The sequence below is a fragment of the Providencia sp. PROV189 genome (assembly GCF_028480065.1).
GTDB lineage: Bacteria > Pseudomonadota > Gammaproteobacteria > Enterobacterales > Enterobacteriaceae > Providencia > Providencia stuartii.
Window position 1 is genome coordinate 60047 of sequence record NZ_JAMPOG010000018.1, and the last position, 14571, is coordinate 74617.

Annotated in this window: 12 protein-coding genes and 1 pseudogene; 11 read left to right on the forward strand and 2 right to left on the reverse strand. The window is 43.1% G+C overall.

All coding sequences use genetic code 11. The annotated features are described in order from the left end of the window. Positions 1-289 precede the first annotated feature (289 nt). Together rapA and rluA are read left to right on the forward strand one after the other, a co-directional pair. Entirely contained in the window at positions 290-3196 is a 2907-nt protein-coding gene (gene rapA, locus PR833_RS12120) for an RNA polymerase-associated protein RapA (RefSeq protein ID WP_014657659.1), read from the forward strand. Positions 3197-3347: 151 nt separating this feature from the next. After that, positions 3348-4001, forward strand: coding sequence for a bifunctional tRNA pseudouridine(32) synthase/23S rRNA pseudouridine(746) synthase RluA (gene rluA / locus PR833_RS12125; protein WP_004924987.1), 654 nt, complete (start codon positions 3348-3350; stop codon positions 3999-4001). 95 nt (positions 4002-4096) lie between these two features. Here the strand turns inward: rluA and djlA are convergent, their stop codons facing one another. Then, complete coding sequence (djlA, locus tag PR833_RS12130; RefSeq protein ID WP_004924988.1) at positions 4097-4912, reverse strand: co-chaperone DjlA; 816 nt, start codon at positions 4910-4912, stop codon at positions 4097-4099. A gap of 181 nt (positions 4913-5093) precedes the next feature. Between djlA and lptD the strand changes: the two genes are divergently transcribed. The 6 genes from lptD to apaH all read left to right on the forward strand — a co-directional run bounded on the left by lptD (position 5094) and on the right by apaH (position 11927). Continuing rightward, a complete protein-coding gene (gene lptD / locus PR833_RS12135; protein WP_014657657.1) occupies positions 5094-7460 on the forward strand; it encodes an LPS assembly protein LptD in 2367 nt (788 codons plus the stop codon). A 138-nt stretch (positions 7461-7598) separates the two neighbouring features. Beyond that, positions 7599-8918: a peptidylprolyl isomerase SurA gene (gene surA, locus PR833_RS12140; protein WP_004924993.1), complete on the forward strand. Its 1320-nt coding sequence runs from the start codon at positions 7599-7601 to the stop codon at positions 8916-8918. Next, the gene (gene pdxA, locus PR833_RS12145; RefSeq protein ID WP_036944132.1) at positions 8899-9894 is read left to right on the forward strand and encodes a 4-hydroxythreonine-4-phosphate dehydrogenase PdxA; all 996 of its coding nucleotides are present in this window, start codon (positions 8899-8901) and stop codon (positions 9892-9894) included. Before surA ends, pdxA begins: the two co-directional genes overlap by 20 nt. Next, entirely contained in the window at positions 9891-10700 is an 810-nt protein-coding gene (gene rsmA, locus PR833_RS12150; protein WP_272526174.1) for a 16S rRNA (adenine(1518)-N(6)/adenine(1519)-N(6))-dimethyltransferase RsmA, read from the forward strand. Before pdxA ends, rsmA begins: the two co-directional genes overlap by 4 nt. 19 nt (positions 10701-10719) lie before the next feature. Continuing rightward, entirely contained in the window at positions 10720-11097 is a 378-nt protein-coding gene (gene apaG, locus PR833_RS12155) for a Co2+/Mg2+ efflux protein ApaG (protein WP_272526175.1), read from the forward strand. 2 nt (positions 11098-11099) lie between these two features. Then, positions 11100-11927: a bis(5'-nucleosyl)-tetraphosphatase (symmetrical) ApaH gene (gene apaH / locus PR833_RS12160; protein ID WP_004925002.1), complete on the forward strand. Its 828-nt coding sequence runs from the start codon at positions 11100-11102 to the stop codon at positions 11925-11927. Between the two features lie 182 nt (positions 11928-12109). On the opposite strand, the gene folA is transcribed toward apaH, so the two are convergent. After that, on the reverse strand, positions 12110-12613 hold the full coding sequence (gene folA / locus PR833_RS12165) for a type 3 dihydrofolate reductase (protein ID WP_004925009.1): 504 nt from the start codon (positions 12611-12613) through the stop codon (positions 12110-12112). Positions 12614-12782: 169 nt separating this feature from the next. Here folA and PR833_RS12170 point away from each other — a divergent pair, with 169 nt between their 5' ends. From PR833_RS12170 to PR833_RS12180, 3 genes and pseudogenes are all read left to right on the forward strand, one after another. Next, the gene (locus PR833_RS12170) at positions 12783-13397 is read left to right on the forward strand and encodes a LysE family translocator (RefSeq protein WP_004925011.1); all 615 of its coding nucleotides are present in this window, start codon (positions 12783-12785) and stop codon (positions 13395-13397) included. 373 nt (positions 13398-13770) lie between these two features. Continuing rightward, complete coding sequence (locus PR833_RS12175) at positions 13771-14310, forward strand: hypothetical protein (RefSeq protein ID WP_272526176.1); 540 nt, start codon at positions 13771-13773, stop codon at positions 14308-14310. Positions 14311-14417: 107 nt separating this feature from the next. Continuing rightward, positions 14418-14549, forward strand: a pseudogene (locus PR833_RS12180) (IS256 family transposase); the annotation flags it as partial. Positions 14550-14571: the final 22 nt, after the last annotated feature.

Consider the following 14571-nt stretch of genomic DNA (forward strand, 5'->3'; position numbering starts at 1 on the left):
GGAAAATACCTGATAGCACAATAGTGAGAAACACTATTGCTTCGGTATTGTTGTTTTTTTAACAGGTGACGATAAGCCTTGCTTGAATTAATATAACGCCCCTTTGGTATCTCGCACTTCGTTTCTACACTATGTTTGCGAGACAATTAACAATAATTGTCCTTTGGGCAGCGACTACAATTCATATTCACATTGCCCTTGTTTACTAACACAGAGTGAAGGCAAATATATAATTTGTCTTAAAAAATCTAAAAATAAACTATTAAATTTATGGAACTGAGTTAAACCTATGCCATTTACTCTTGGTCAGCGCTGGATAAGCGATACAGAAAGCGAACTCGGATTAGGCGCCGTTGTGGCTATTGATGCCCGTATGGTGACTTTACTTTTTCCCGCCAGTGGTGAGAATCGTCTCTATTCACGTAATGATGCACCTATTACCCGAGTTATGTTCAATGAAGGTGATATCATTACCAGCCATGAAGGCTGGCAACTCAAGGTCGAAAGCGTCACAGAAGATGACGGCCTGCTCACTTATATTGGTACTCGCCTTGATACAGAAGAGCAAGGCGTTAGCCTAAGAGAAGTTTTTCTCGACAGCAAACTCACCTTCAATAAACCTCAAGATCGCCTATTTGCAGGTCAAATTGACCGTATGGATCGCTTTGCTTTACGTTATCGCGCACGTAAATTTCAAAGTGAGCAAGTTAAGCACCAAGCGACAGGTTTACGTGGTATTCGCGCAAGCCTTATCCCACATCAGCTACATATCGCTAATGAGGTAGGTAAACGCCATCACCCTCGCGTATTACTGGCCGATGAAGTGGGTCTGGGTAAAACCATTGAAGCTGGGATGATCATCCATCAACAGTTAATGGCAGGCCGTGTTGAACGTGTGTTAATCATTGTGCCTGAAAGCTTGCAGCATCAATGGCTCGTTGAGATGTTACGTCGTTTCAACCTCCGTTTTTCACTGTTTGATGATGGTCGTTATAGTGAAGCGCAACATGACAGCGATAATCCATTTGAAACAGAACAGTTGGTGCTGTGCTCATTAGACTTTGTACGTCGCAACAAACAGCGCTTCGACCAGCTCGTTGAAGCGGGTTGGGATATGATGATTGTCGACGAAGCTCACCATTTACAATGGAGTGAAGCAGCTCCTAGTCGTGAATATCAAGTGATTGAAACCTTGGCAGAGAATATCCCTTCTGTTCTGCTGCTAACCGCAACACCGGAGCAACTGGGCCAAGAAAGTCACTTTGCACGTCTTCGCCTGCTCGATCCCAATCGTTTCCATGATTATCAAGAGTTTATTGATGAGCAAGCCAACTATCGCCCTGTTGCGGATGCGGTCGCACTGCTATTAACTGGTGAGAAACTCACCAATGACCAACAAAATCTACTCAATGATCTGATCAAAGAGCAAGATATTGAGCCGTTATTGAAAGCCGCTAACGTTGACAGTGAAGATGGCAACGCGGCTCGCCAAGAGTTGGTCAGCATGTTAATGGATCGCCATGGTACTAGCCGTCTTCTATTTAGAAATACCCGTAATGGGGTTAAAGGCTTCCCTCGTCGTGAATTGCATTCGCTGAAAATGCCGCTTCCTACCCAATACCAAACAGCAATCAAGGTTGCAGGTATTATGGGGTCGAAAAAAGATCTCGAAACGCGCGCTAAAGAGATGCTCTATCCAGAGCAAATTTACCAAGAGTTCGAAGGTGAAAATGCAACTTGGTGGAACTTTGACCCTCGCGTTGAGTGGCTCATGGGCTACCTAATGGCTAACCGTAACGAAAAAGTTTTGGTGATCTGTGCAAAAGCCGCCACAGCGTTGCAATTAGAGCAAGTATTGCGTGAACGTGAAGGGATCCGCGCCGCGGTATTCCATGAAGGTTTGTCACTACTTGAGCGTGACCGTGCGGCAGCTTACTTTGCTTCAGAAGAGGATGGCGCACAGGTTCTACTTTGCTCTGAAATTGGCTCTGAAGGACGCAACTTCCAGTTTGCTAACCAATTGGTGATGTTTGACCTCCCCTTCAACCCAGACCTATTAGAGCAACGTATTGGTCGATTAGATCGTATTGGGCAAACACGCGACATCGTTTTAAGCGTACCTTACTTAGAAAATACTGCACAAGCCGTGTTATTGCGTTGGTACCATGAAGGTTTAGATGCTTTTGAGCACACTTGCCCTACCGGACGCTCCATTTACGATAAATATTATCAACAACTGCTGCAATATATGGCTGAGCCAACGGTAACCGACGGTTTTGAAGAGTTCTTAAAAACCTGCCGTGAAGAGCACGAAGCATTAAAAGCACAGTTAGAACAAGGCCGAGACCGTCTACTTGAAATGCACTCCAACGGGGGGGAATCAGGTATTCAATTAGCCGAAACGATCGGTGCGGAAGACAATGATACTGAATTGGTTAATTTTGCCCTTAACTTGTTTGATATTGTTGGCATTAACCAAGAAGATAAAAGTGATAACTTGCTGATTTTGACCCCATCCGATCATATGTTAGTTCCTGATTTTCCAGGGCTACCCCAAGATGGTTGCACAATCACTTTTGACCGTGAGCAAGCGTTATCTCGTGAAGATACCCAGTTTATTAGTTGGGAGCACCCGATCATCCGCAATGGCTTAGATTTAGTCTTGTCTGGTGACACAGGGAGCTGTGCCGTTTCTCTGCTTAAAAATAAAGCGCTTCCTGTTGGAACATTACTTACCGAATTGGTGTATGTCCTAGAAGCACAAGCACCGAAGCACTTGCAGATTAGCCGTTTCTTGCCTGCAACCCCGATCCGCTTGTTGATTGACTTAAAAGGGAACAACCTCTCTTCACAAGTTGAGTTTGAAAGTTTTAACCGTCAGCTCAATGCGATTAATCGCCATATGGCAAGTAAATTGGTTAATGCGGTACAAAATGAAGTGCATTCGGTCCTGAAAATGTCCGAAGCGATGGTGGAAAAAGAAGCCGAAACGCTTATCGCGAATGCGAAAGAGGCCGCGGATAAAGCTCTTTCACTAGAATTGGCTCGTCTTGAAGCACTGAAAGCGGTTAACCCAAATATCCGTGATGAAGAGTTGGATGTGATCGAGGAAGAGCGTCAGCAACTGCTCACCAATATTGGGCAAGCAACATGGCGTCTTGATGCTATTCGTTTAGTGGTTGTCACTCACCAGTAGTCACACGTTTTTAATTAAACTAACACCGCTTGGTTATTTCTCTCACTAAGGGAGAAATAACCTTGCTGATAACGCAATGAATTGGCTTTTGGCGTTTATCCACGCGCGATGCTGATCATTGATTTAGTGAGATCTTGGAGCCTTATTGTCTATGATGGAGCCTTACCATCCCCCTACTGATCCTTGGCTATATGTTCTGTATCAAGATGAACATATCATTACGGTGAATAAGCCAAGTGGGTTACTGTCTGTTCCCGGTAAAGCCCCTGAACACCATGATAGTATTATGAGTCGCATACAGCGCGACCATCCACACGCTGAGTCTGTCCATCGCTTAGACATGGCAACCAGTGGCGTCATGGTTGTCGCACTAAATAAAGCCGCTGAACGGGAATTAAAGCGCCAATTCCGTGAGCGAGAGCCTAAAAAACACTATATTGCCCGAGTTTGGGGCCATTTAGAGAAGCAGGAAGGTTTAGTGGATTTGCCGCTTATTTGCGACTGGCCAAATCGACCAAAGCAAAAAGTCTGCTTTGAAACAGGAAAAGCCGCACAAACAGAGTATCAGGTCTTGGAATATGAAGAGCAAGCAACCCGTGTAAAGCTATCCCCTATTACAGGCCGCTCTCATCAACTCCGCGTACATATGTTAGCGCTAGGCCATCCAATTCTTGGAGATAGGTTTTATGCCCATGAGCAAGCGCGTGCACTTGCCCCTCGCTTACAGCTTCACGCCCAAGAGCTTTACATCACGCACCCTGCCTATGGCACACCGATGCATTTTAGCTGCCAACCCGATTTTTAAATTTATTCATCAACTATTAGGCCGTAATAGCAACAATGCTACGGCCTATTGGCTAAATAAAAACCACATCGCAGAGTGCGATATGGCGAGAAAATTTATTTGAAGCCGCGCTCTTTTTTGATTAAATCATAAGCCGCTTGTATTGACTGAGCCTTCTGTTTCGCAAGTTCCATCATCTCGGGGGGCAACCCTTTCGCTATCAACTTATCAGGGTGATGTTCACTCATTAATTTACGATACGCCCGTTTAATTTTCGTTGGTTCATCATTAATAGAAACACCAAGTACCTTGCAAGCATCTTCAAGAGTTGGGCCATTCGATGATTGATAGTATCCGCCTGATTGCTGATGAGAATAGCCGTGACCAAACTGTCGGCCACCTTGGATCATATTTAAAAACTGTTCAAATTGTGTTTTAGAGATCCCTAGCTCTTCTGCAATAATAAACAGAACCTTTCTTTCGTTTGGGTGCAAGCTGCCATCGGCAAATGCCGCCTGTAACTGAATTTCCAGAAACATCTGAATTAAGTCGAAACGACCATAGCAAGCCATACGTAATTGCTTCAGTACATCACGTAGTGGAAAGTCCGGTGATTTACCTTCCCTAAACGCTTGTTGCGCCGCTTTTCGTGTTTCCCCATGTATTTGCATTCTATCCATCAAATTTGATGCTAACTGAATGTCTGTCTCGGTTACACGGCCTTTTGACTTAGTTAGATGACCCAATATTTGGAAGGTACTGGCGAAAAAAATAACCTGACGATCACGTTTATTCATTGCACTAGCAAACTTACGTTGTGCCAAGGCTTTATCAAAACCATGCCCTAAAATTAAACCAATTAGCGTGCCCCAAATGCCAAAACCAGAGGCTATTGCCAGTACGACACCAATAATTTTGCCCCAATAGTGCATATATCCCTCAATTCTTCAATGCTCAGAATCCAATTTTGCATTATCATACTATCCATTCTGCTCGGTGCATAACTACAAGCGCGTAAAGTTTTATACATTATACTGGCGCAATGTAGTTGGCTAAGTTAGTCTTTGAGCGTTTGTCGGCTATGCCAATTACGACGGAACCGCATATTTAATGATGAAAAAAAGTTATCCAACACTACTTGCATCCATGGTATGGATGGCAATTTATAGTCAGCAAGCGCATGCTGACCTAGCAGCACAATGTATGCTGGGCGTCCCGGTTTATGACAAACCACTAGTTGAGGGCGATCCCAAAGATTTACCGATCCGTATCACCGCTGAAGATGTTCAGGGCGAATACCCTAACTTTATTGAATACAGCGGCGATGTGGATATCCAACAAGGTAACCAAACGCTGACAGCCGATAGCGTTAAATTGACGCAGGTTAACCCTGATAGTGCTGATCCAATCCGTGAAGTTACTGCAACAGGTAACGTTCACTATGATGACCCACAAATTATTCTCAAAGGCCCTAGTGCTTGGTCTAACCTGAATAATAAAAATACTGACGTGAATGACGGCAACTATATGATGGTGGGTCGTCAGGGTCGCGGTGAAGCGAAAAAAATGAAAATGCGTGGTGAAAACCGCTATTCCATTATGGAAGACGGTACATTCACCACCTGTTTACCGGGCAATAATAGCTGGAGCGTTGCAGGCTCCGAAGTGATTATTGACCGTGAAGAAGAAGTGGCTGAAATTTGGCATGCACGTTTTCGCTTGGGTGATGTCCCGGTATTTTATAGCCCATACATGCAATTACCTATCGGTAACAAACGTCGCTCCGGTTTCTTAATTCCAACAGGAAGCTACTCTAATAATGATGGTCTAGAGTTTTCACTGCCTTACTATTGGAATATCGCGCCTAATTACGATGCGACAATTACCCCACAATTCATGACCCACCGTGGCATAAAATTAAATAACGAATTTCGTTACTTGGTCACGCCGGGAACGGGAACTATCGCCTTCGATTTTATTAATCACGACCGCGCGTATGTGAAAGATAAAGAGCGTAATAAACGTGATGCACGTGACAGTGATGACCGCTGGTTATTCTACTGGCGCCATTCAGGAACTTATAACCAACATTGGAACTTCAACGCCGATTACACCAAAGTAAGTGATCGCCAATACTTTACGGACTTTAGCTCGCAATACGGGAATACAACAGACGGTTATGCGACGCAAAAATTCAGTACTGGCTATTCGGCTGAAAACTGGAATGCAACCCTAACGCATAAGCAGTTCCAAATTTTTGTGGAAGATCCCAATCGCCGTGCTTATAAAGCTGAGCCGCAGTTGGACTTTAACTACTACAAAAATAATTTAGGTGCCTTTGACTTACACACCTATGCGCAAGCTGCTCGCTTTACCAGTGTTGGCAAAAATAACCCAGATGCAACGCGTTTGCATATCGAGCCTGAATTAAGCCTTCCGCTGTCAAACGGCTGGGCGAACATGAACAACAGCTTCAAATTGCTGGCAACCCATTATGATCAAGATATTCCTAAAGCGAATAACAACGCCAGCTTAGAGAAAAATGTCACGCGTGTTCTTCCTATATTTAAGAGCGATGCCAAAGTCGTTTTCGAACGAGATCTACTTGAAGGCAGTGACTTTGTTCAAACCTTAGAGCCTCGTGTCCAATATCTCTATATTCCATATAAAGATCAGGACAACATTAACAACTATGACTCGGCCTTACTCCAGTCAGACTATAATGGTTTGTTCCGTGACCGAATTTATAGTGGTCTTGATAGAGTCGCTTCCGCGAACCAAATCACGACAGGTATCACAACGCGTATTTATGATGAATCCTTGGCCGAACGCTTTAACTTCTCTGTCGGGCAAATCTACTATTTTGAACGTCCGCGTGCGGGTAACTCCAGCCTGAAAATCGACGATAAAAGTAATACTGGCTCGTTATTGTGGGCAACAGACTCTTACTGGCGTATCAACGATAAGTGGGGGATCCGTGGTGGGCTACAATACGATCGCCGTTTAGGCAACGTCACTATGGGGAATGCTGTGACCGAGTATCGCATTGATGCTGATCGTTTGTTACAGTTAAACTACCGTTTTGTCGACCGTGACTATATTCAAGCGACCTTCCGTCGTGATGAATCAGGTGGCAACACTTATACCCTACCGGAATACCAAAAAGGGATTTCCCAAGTGGGTGCGGTATTAAGTTGGCCATTAAGTGAGCGTTGGGGCTTTGTTGGCTCTTATTACTATGATACTAAGCAGCAACAATCCGCCAGCCAATTAATTGGTTTACAATACAATACTTGTTGTTGGGCGTTCAATGTAGGTTATGAACGTAAGATTGTTGGATGGCAAGAAGACAAGTTCAGCAGTGAATATGATAATAAATGGTCATTCAATGTGGAACTTAGAGGCCTAAATAACAATCATAGTTTAGGTAGTCAGGAAATGCTTAATAGAGGTATCATCCCTTATCAGCGTGCTTTCTGATAATAAACACAAGCTATTTGATGCCGCTGCTTACTCACAATAAGGCGAGTTATCTGCTCGCCAAATAGTAAGCAGTGTCGCATAAATAAAACGATTAACCTGCCTCTGGCGGAACCTAAATCAATAGATAGGACCATTATGAAGAATTGGAAAACGCTTATTCTGGGACTGATGTTTGCAAGCTCCACAGCATTGGCTGCACCACAGCAAATGGATAAAGTTGCTGCTGTAGTCAATAACGGAGTTGTGCTGGAAAGTGACGTCCAGAATATGTTAAACACAGTAAAACTGAACGCACGCAATGCTGGCCAACAAATTCCAGATGATGAGACTCTTCGTCACCAGATCCTTGAGCGTTTGATCACTGATAACATCATGTTACAGATGGCAAATCAGATGCAAATCAATATCCCTGAAGAAGCCGTTAATGCCACAATTGCGGATATTGCTCGCCAAAATGGTTTAACTTTTGAGCAGATGCAAGCACGTCTAAAAGCGGATGGTATTGATATGGCAAAATACCGTAGTGAGATCCGTAAAGAGATGCTGATCGCTGAAGTGCGTAATAACGAAGTACGCCGTCGCGTGACTATTTTACCCCAAGAAGTTGAGTCTCTCGCAAAACAGATCAGCAGCCAAGCAGACTATGAAGCGAGCGTTAACCTAAGTCATATTCTCATTCCATTACCTGAAAACCCAACTCAAGAGCAATTACAAAAAGCAGATGCGATTGTTGCTAAGATCATGGATGAGATCAAAAAAGGCACCAACTTCGGCAAACTGGCTATTGCTTACTCCGCAGATCCACAAGCACTGAAAGGCGGTAATATGGGATGGTCTCGCCTACAAGAGTTACCAGTTGTTTTCGCTGAACAGTTGAAAAGTGCGAAGAAAGGCGATGTTGTAGGCCCTATTCGTTCTGGTGTTGGCTACCACATTTTGCGCGTTAACGAAATGAACAGCGCCAATAAAACCATTTCAGTCACCGAAGTGAAAGCTCGCCATATCCTTATTAAGTCATCACCAATTATGGATGATAACCAAGCGAGACAAAAGCTCACTCAGATCACACAGGATATTCGTAGCGGCAAGACCACATTTGAAAATGCGGCAAAAGAGTTCTCTGAAGATCCGGGCAGTGCGCTTAAAGGCGGTGAGTTAGGCTGGAATATGCCAGATGTATACGATCCCGCTTTCCGTGATGCCTTGATGAGACTTAATAAAGGCGAAATCAGTCAACCTGTTCGCTCAAACTTTGGCTGGCACCTTATTCAGCTAGAAGATACCCGCAATGTTGATAAAACAGATGCGGCACAAAAAGATCAAGCCTACCGTTTATTGTTCAATCGTAAATTCAACGAAGAAGCACAAAGTTGGGTACAGGAGCAACGCGCGGCGGCATATGTTAATGTCATCGATGGACGTGATAACCAATCTAATGACGAAAAATCTCAATAAACCAATCGTAATAACCCCCGGCGAGCCTGCCGGGGTAGGCCCAGATCTACTTATTCAACTTGCCCAAGAGTTTTGGCCTGTTGAGCTTGTTGCGTGTGCTGATCCTGAATTACTACTCGCTCGAGCCAAACAACTCAACCTGCCACTGTCATTAAAAAACTATCAATCAGGTAATGAACATGACGCCCAAGTACCGGGAACTCTGTCTATCCTTCCCGTCAATTTGAAAGCACCAGCGCAAGCCGGTGTGCTAAACATTGCCAATGGGAAGTATGTTACTGAAACATTAGCAAGGGCCTGTGATGGTTGCCTAAGTGGAGAATTTTCTGCCATTGTGACTGGCCCTGTCCACAAAGGGGTGATTAATGATGCGGGGGTTCCATTTAGCGGGCATACTGAATTTTTTGCCGATAGGAGCCATTGTCACCGTGTGGTGATGATGTTAGCCACAGAAGAGTTACGTGTGGCTCTCGCCACGACCCACTTACCCTTAAAAGATGTTTCAGCGGCAATCACTCAACAAAGTCTGCGGGAAGTGATTACAATCTTAAATCACGATTTACGTACAAAATTTGCGATTGATACACCAAATATCTATGTCTGTGGCCTAAACCCGCACGCGGGTGAAGGAGGACATATGGGAATGGAAGAGATAGAAACCATTATCCCAACACTTGAGAGTCTTCGTGCTGAAGGTATGAATCTCATCGGGCCGCTGCCCGCTGATACCCTATTTCAGCCTAAATATTTAGAAGATGCGGATGCCGTACTCGCAATGTATCACGATCAGGGTCTTCCTGTGTTAAAATACCAAGGTTTTGGTAGAGCCGTGAACATTACGCTGGGTCTGCCTTTCATTCGTACTTCTGTTGACCATGGCACTGCGCTAGAGTTAGCAGGTACGGGTCGTGCCGATGCGGGCAGCTTTATTACCGCATTGAAGTTAGCTATCCAAATGACATATAAGAATTCATGAATAATCGAGTCCATCAGGGGCATCTTGCCCGCAAACGTTTCGGGCAGAACTTTTTAACTGACCAATTTATTATCGACAGTATTGTAGATGCAATACATCCACAACCAGGGCAAGCTATCGTCGAGATTGGCCCCGGTCTTGGCGCACTGACTGAACCTGTTGGTAGTAGAATGGATAAGATGACGGTTGTTGAGCTAGACCGTGATCTCGCTGCGCGCTTGCATGTTCACCCACAGTTAAAAGATAAGCTTACAATTATCCAGCAAGATGCCATGACAGTGGATTTCGGTGAATTAGCGAAGCGGGCAGGGCAACCTTTACGTGTTTTTGGTAACCTGCCTTATAATATCTCGACCCCGCTAATGTTCCACCTATTTACCTTTACAAACTCTATTGCTGACATGAACTTTATGCTGCAAAAAGAGGTTGTAAACCGCCTAGTTGCAGGTCCTGGGAGTAAAGCCTACGGCCGTTTAAGCGTTATGGCGCAATATTACTGCCAAGTTGTTCCGGTGTTAGAAGTGCCACCAACGGCCTTTGCACCGCCACCAAAAGTTGATTCTGCGGTTGTTAGGCTTATACCTCATCGCGAGAACCCTTACCCGCTGAAAGATATTAAAATGCTCAGTCGTATTACCACACAAGCATTTAACCAGCGTCGTAAGACGATCCGCAATAGTTTGGGGGATTTACTCAATGTTGAGCAGCTCACAGAGCTAGGCATTGATCCCGGTACTCGCGCTGAAAATATTTCCGTTGAAGCTTATTGCAAAATGGCGAACTACCTAGCAAGTTTGTCTGAATAAGTATCGAAAAGGAGGCACTATGCTTAACGAACCTAATGTTAGCATCCAAGTACAGAGTGTCTATATCGTCAGCCAGTCTCAACCTGAAATAGGAAGATATGTATTTGCCTATACCATATCTATCCGTAACTTAGGCCGAGAGCCACTACAGTTAATGAGCCGCTATTGGCTCATTACTAACAGTGATGGTCATAAAACTGAAGTTCAAGGCGAAGGCGTTGTCGGTGAACAACCAATCATCCAGCCCGGTGCGGTATATCGTTATACCAGTGGAGCAATATTAGAAACTCCCATGGGTACAATGGAAGGTTATTACGTCATGTTAAACAGCCGAAGAGAACACATTCATGTGGATATTCCTCCATTCCGCCTTGCTTTACCTACTTTGATTAATTAATTATGTCGACATATCTTATTGGTGATGTACACGGCTGCTATCGCGAATTGCGTGCATTACTCGAACAAGTGAATTTTGAGCCGCAAAAAGATACTTTGTGGCTCACTGGCGATCTGGTTGCCCGAGGGCCTGACTCATTACAGGTCCTTCGCTATGTCAAAAGCCTCGGTGATTCCGTACGCATAGTGCTAGGTAACCACGATCTGCACTTATTAGGTATTTACTGCAAAATCAGCCGGAATAAACCGAAAGATCATCTCGATGAGCTACTCAATGCGCCCGACGCTGATGAATTAATCAATTGGTTACGCCGCCAACCGCTGCTACAGGTCGATGAAGAGAAAAAGATCATCATGGCTCACGCTGGGATCACACCACAGTGGGATCTGCCGACAGCACGCATGTGCGCACGGGAAGTAGAATCGGTTTTATCAAGCGATGCTTATCCGCTATTCATTGATTCTATGTATGGCGACATGCCAAATAATTGGTCTGAGAATTTAATGGGGCTACCGCGTTTACGCTTTAGTACAAATGCATTAACACGAATGCGCTACTGTTTCCCTCATGGTCAACTGGATATGATTTGTAAGGAAAGTCCAGCCAAAGCCCCTTCTCCCCTTAAACCTTGGTTTGCACTGCCCAATAAACTCCCTGAAGGCTATTCTATCTTTTTTGGTCATTGGGCGTCTTTGGAAGGGAAACATACGCCAGAAAATGTGTATGGGCTAGATACTGGTTGTTGCTGGGGGGGAGAATTGACGCTGTTCCATTGGGAAGCAAAACAGTATTACCACCAAAAATCACACCAAAAACGCCGTAAAGATTAATCATTAAGTTATGTTTATTTCCCTTAAATAGACATAACTTAAAAGCTATTCTTTTTAATTTAAACTGAATAGTGGTAATAAATTCATTAGATTTATTTTTGAATAGTGATTTAATTCGCTGCTTTCATATATTAATAAGCAAAAACGGAGCAATACGCTCCGTTTTTAAAATTACGACGCTATTAAATTCTTTTGGTTAAAATCTCAAAACAATAACCATGTGAATTGTTCTCATCCGCCTCATGGTACTCGGTGAAAATAGAATCCCACTCATCTGGCTCGTAAATTGGGAAATGAGTGTCGCCAATCACTTCTGCATCCACGTGAGTTAAATACAGCTTATTCGCCAGAGGTAAAAACTGTTGGTAAACTTTTCCGCCTCCAATCACAATGACTTCGTCATCGTCAGAGCCTGTCTTGGTTTGCTTAGCCGCCGCCAATGCTTCTTCTACGGAGGAGACCCAGATAACATTTTTATCCGAACCCGGCTTACTACTTAATACAATGTTGACGCGCTGTGGAAGCGGACGACCAATTGATTCGTAAGTCACTCGACCCATTATGACTGGCTTATTTAACGTATTACGTTTAAACCAAGCAAGATCACCGGGTAAATGCCAAGGCATCGCTTTTTCCATGCCGATAACCTGATCAATCGCCATCGCTGCGATTAAACTAATATTCATTGAGTCACCTTAGAGGCTAATATACAAATTTGTGCTCACTATACGTAAACAGAAATGCTTCGTCGACTAAATTTAATCTTCCTTAAAAAGTGATTATTAATTTATACTCAGTTAGTGATAAAGCCGACTAAAAATAACATTAAAAATAAAATCAATATAGAGAGTGCAAATGTACGAGACCTCCCTTTTAATTGCCACTATCGCCACATTAGGCATGCTTTCCCCCGGGCCAGACTTTTTTCTTATCGTTAAAAACTCAGCGCGCTATCAGCGTTCAGCAGCGCTCATGACTGCAATGGGCGTCATTTGTGCGGTTGCCCTACATATGACTTATTGTGTCGCTGGGCTTGCGGTTCTTATCACCACCACACCTTGGTTATTTAACGTATTAAAATACGCAGGAGCGGCTTATCTGATTTGGATTGGTGTTAAAAGTTTGATGCCAAATAAAGGACAAAACCTAGACCTCAACAATACACAACACGAAATCGTCACTTTCAAAAAAGCATTTATGCAAGGTTTCCTTTGTAATGTTTTAAACCCTAAAGCAACATTGTTCTTTCTTGCTGTTTTTACTCAAGTTTTAAGTGTTGATTCGACGTTTGGTGAAAAGCTGTGGATCGCCTTTATCATTTGGGGGCTTGCTGCTATTTACTGGCCACTGCTGGTGTGCTTGATCCAGAGTGCTCCTGTAAGAAAAGGGTTAGCTAAAGTACAAAAATATGTCGATAAAGTGCTTGGCGTTGTACTTATTGCTTTCGGGGTTCGAGTTGCACTCAGTTAATCAGATGAATAAAAAAATCCCTCAGCCATGATTGTTTAATGTCTGGGGGAAATACATAAATGGTTTTTAAACCATGCTCGCCTATTGTTAAAAACTCCCTATCAATCACGCTTATTTAACGATAGCTAATATAAAAATATTCACAAATAGCTTTAAACCCTAACTCTAAGATTGAAAGATCTGATCTCCTCCTACAGTTAATTAATTCCCCTATCGAATTACTTAATTATTTAACTCATACTTTTCATTATCATCAGTAAAAAGCATCGACTTAACTAAAACCAAAAACAAGAATAATCTTGTTCAGCCTTTTCATCAAATTGTATAATTTAACTTTAATAGATAAATAAAATTAAACATGGGCCTTATGATCATGGAACAAAATACGACTCTTTTTGATGAAGATGAAATGGAACAAATCAGTACTCTTGCCTCTTCCATATTACCGCCTTCCGAACTCGCTGAGTGGAATTCACTTTTGCAAAAAGCTATTCATCATCCCGATGATGTTTTAGAAGATGAAAAATATTCAAACTATTCGGATTTAGAAGCTGTGTTTGATGAAGATGACGACGATAGGTTACAACTACTGTTTGATATCTTCTGTCACAGTCATAATATCGTTGTCGCTATTGATTGGCGTGGTGAAGATGATGATGATCAGTTAATCACCTTTTTGTCTCAGCGGATCTCCCAATTTGATCCTACCCTTGAAAAAGAACAGCTGTTCAAAACGCTTAAAGAGCATGTTGATAACAGTGAATTAGAGAATGAAGAGTTTGAAAGCAGTACGGATTACTTCGCAGAAAAGTTTATTTTATTGAAAAGTATGGCTATAAAATGTGGGTGCTACATGTGGATTATGATTCATACCCTATCTTTATTGCAAGTATCGAGAATAATTCGGTCATAGAAACTGAAATGTTTATGGATTTTATTCCGAACTAAATGAGACTGTAATTTAAATTGTGTATTTGCCTGCTTTTGATAGGTTAAATCCAACAACAAAGCAGGCATATTATGGACGAGAAAAAACTAAAAGCCCTTGCAGCAGAATTTGCAAAAGGGATTAAGACCGAAGCTGATCTTAATCAGTTCACTCGCATGCTGACTAAATTGACCGTTGGGACGGCATTAAATGCTGAACTAACCTGTCCACTCCCCCTAAAATAAG

Bases quoted from the DNA above. Each gene is read 5' to 3' on its own strand.
- lptD (WP_014657657.1), top strand. From the start codon at position 5,094: ATGAAAAAAAGTTATCCAACACTACTTGCATCCATGGTATGGATGGCA.
- rapA (WP_014657659.1), top strand. From the start codon at position 290: ATGCCATTTACTCTTGGTCAGCGCTGGATAAGCGATACAGAAAGCGAA.
- rluA (WP_004924987.1), top strand. From the start codon at position 3,348: ATGATGGAGCCTTACCATCCCCCTACTGATCCTTGGCTATATGTTCTG.
- surA (WP_004924993.1), top strand. From the start codon at position 7,599: ATGAAGAATTGGAAAACGCTTATTCTGGGACTGATGTTTGCAAGCTCC.
- rsmA (WP_272526174.1), top strand. From the start codon at position 9,891: ATGAATAATCGAGTCCATCAGGGGCATCTTGCCCGCAAACGTTTCGGG.
- PR833_RS12175 (WP_272526176.1), top strand. From the start codon at position 13,771: ATGGAACAAAATACGACTCTTTTTGATGAAGATGAAATGGAACAAATC.
- apaH (WP_004925002.1), top strand. From the start codon at position 11,100: ATGTCGACATATCTTATTGGTGATGTACACGGCTGCTATCGCGAATTG.
- folA (WP_004925009.1), bottom strand. From the start codon at position 12,613: ATGAATATTAGTTTAATCGCAGCGATGGCGATTGATCAGGTTATCGGC.
- apaG (WP_272526175.1), top strand. From the start codon at position 10,720: ATGCTTAACGAACCTAATGTTAGCATCCAAGTACAGAGTGTCTATATC.
- djlA (WP_004924988.1), bottom strand. From the start codon at position 4,912: ATGCACTATTGGGGCAAAATTATTGGTGTCGTACTGGCAATAGCCTCT.
- pdxA (WP_036944132.1), top strand. From the start codon at position 8,899: ATGACGAAAAATCTCAATAAACCAATCGTAATAACCCCCGGCGAGCCT.
- PR833_RS12170 (WP_004925011.1), top strand. From the start codon at position 12,783: ATGTACGAGACCTCCCTTTTAATTGCCACTATCGCCACATTAGGCATG.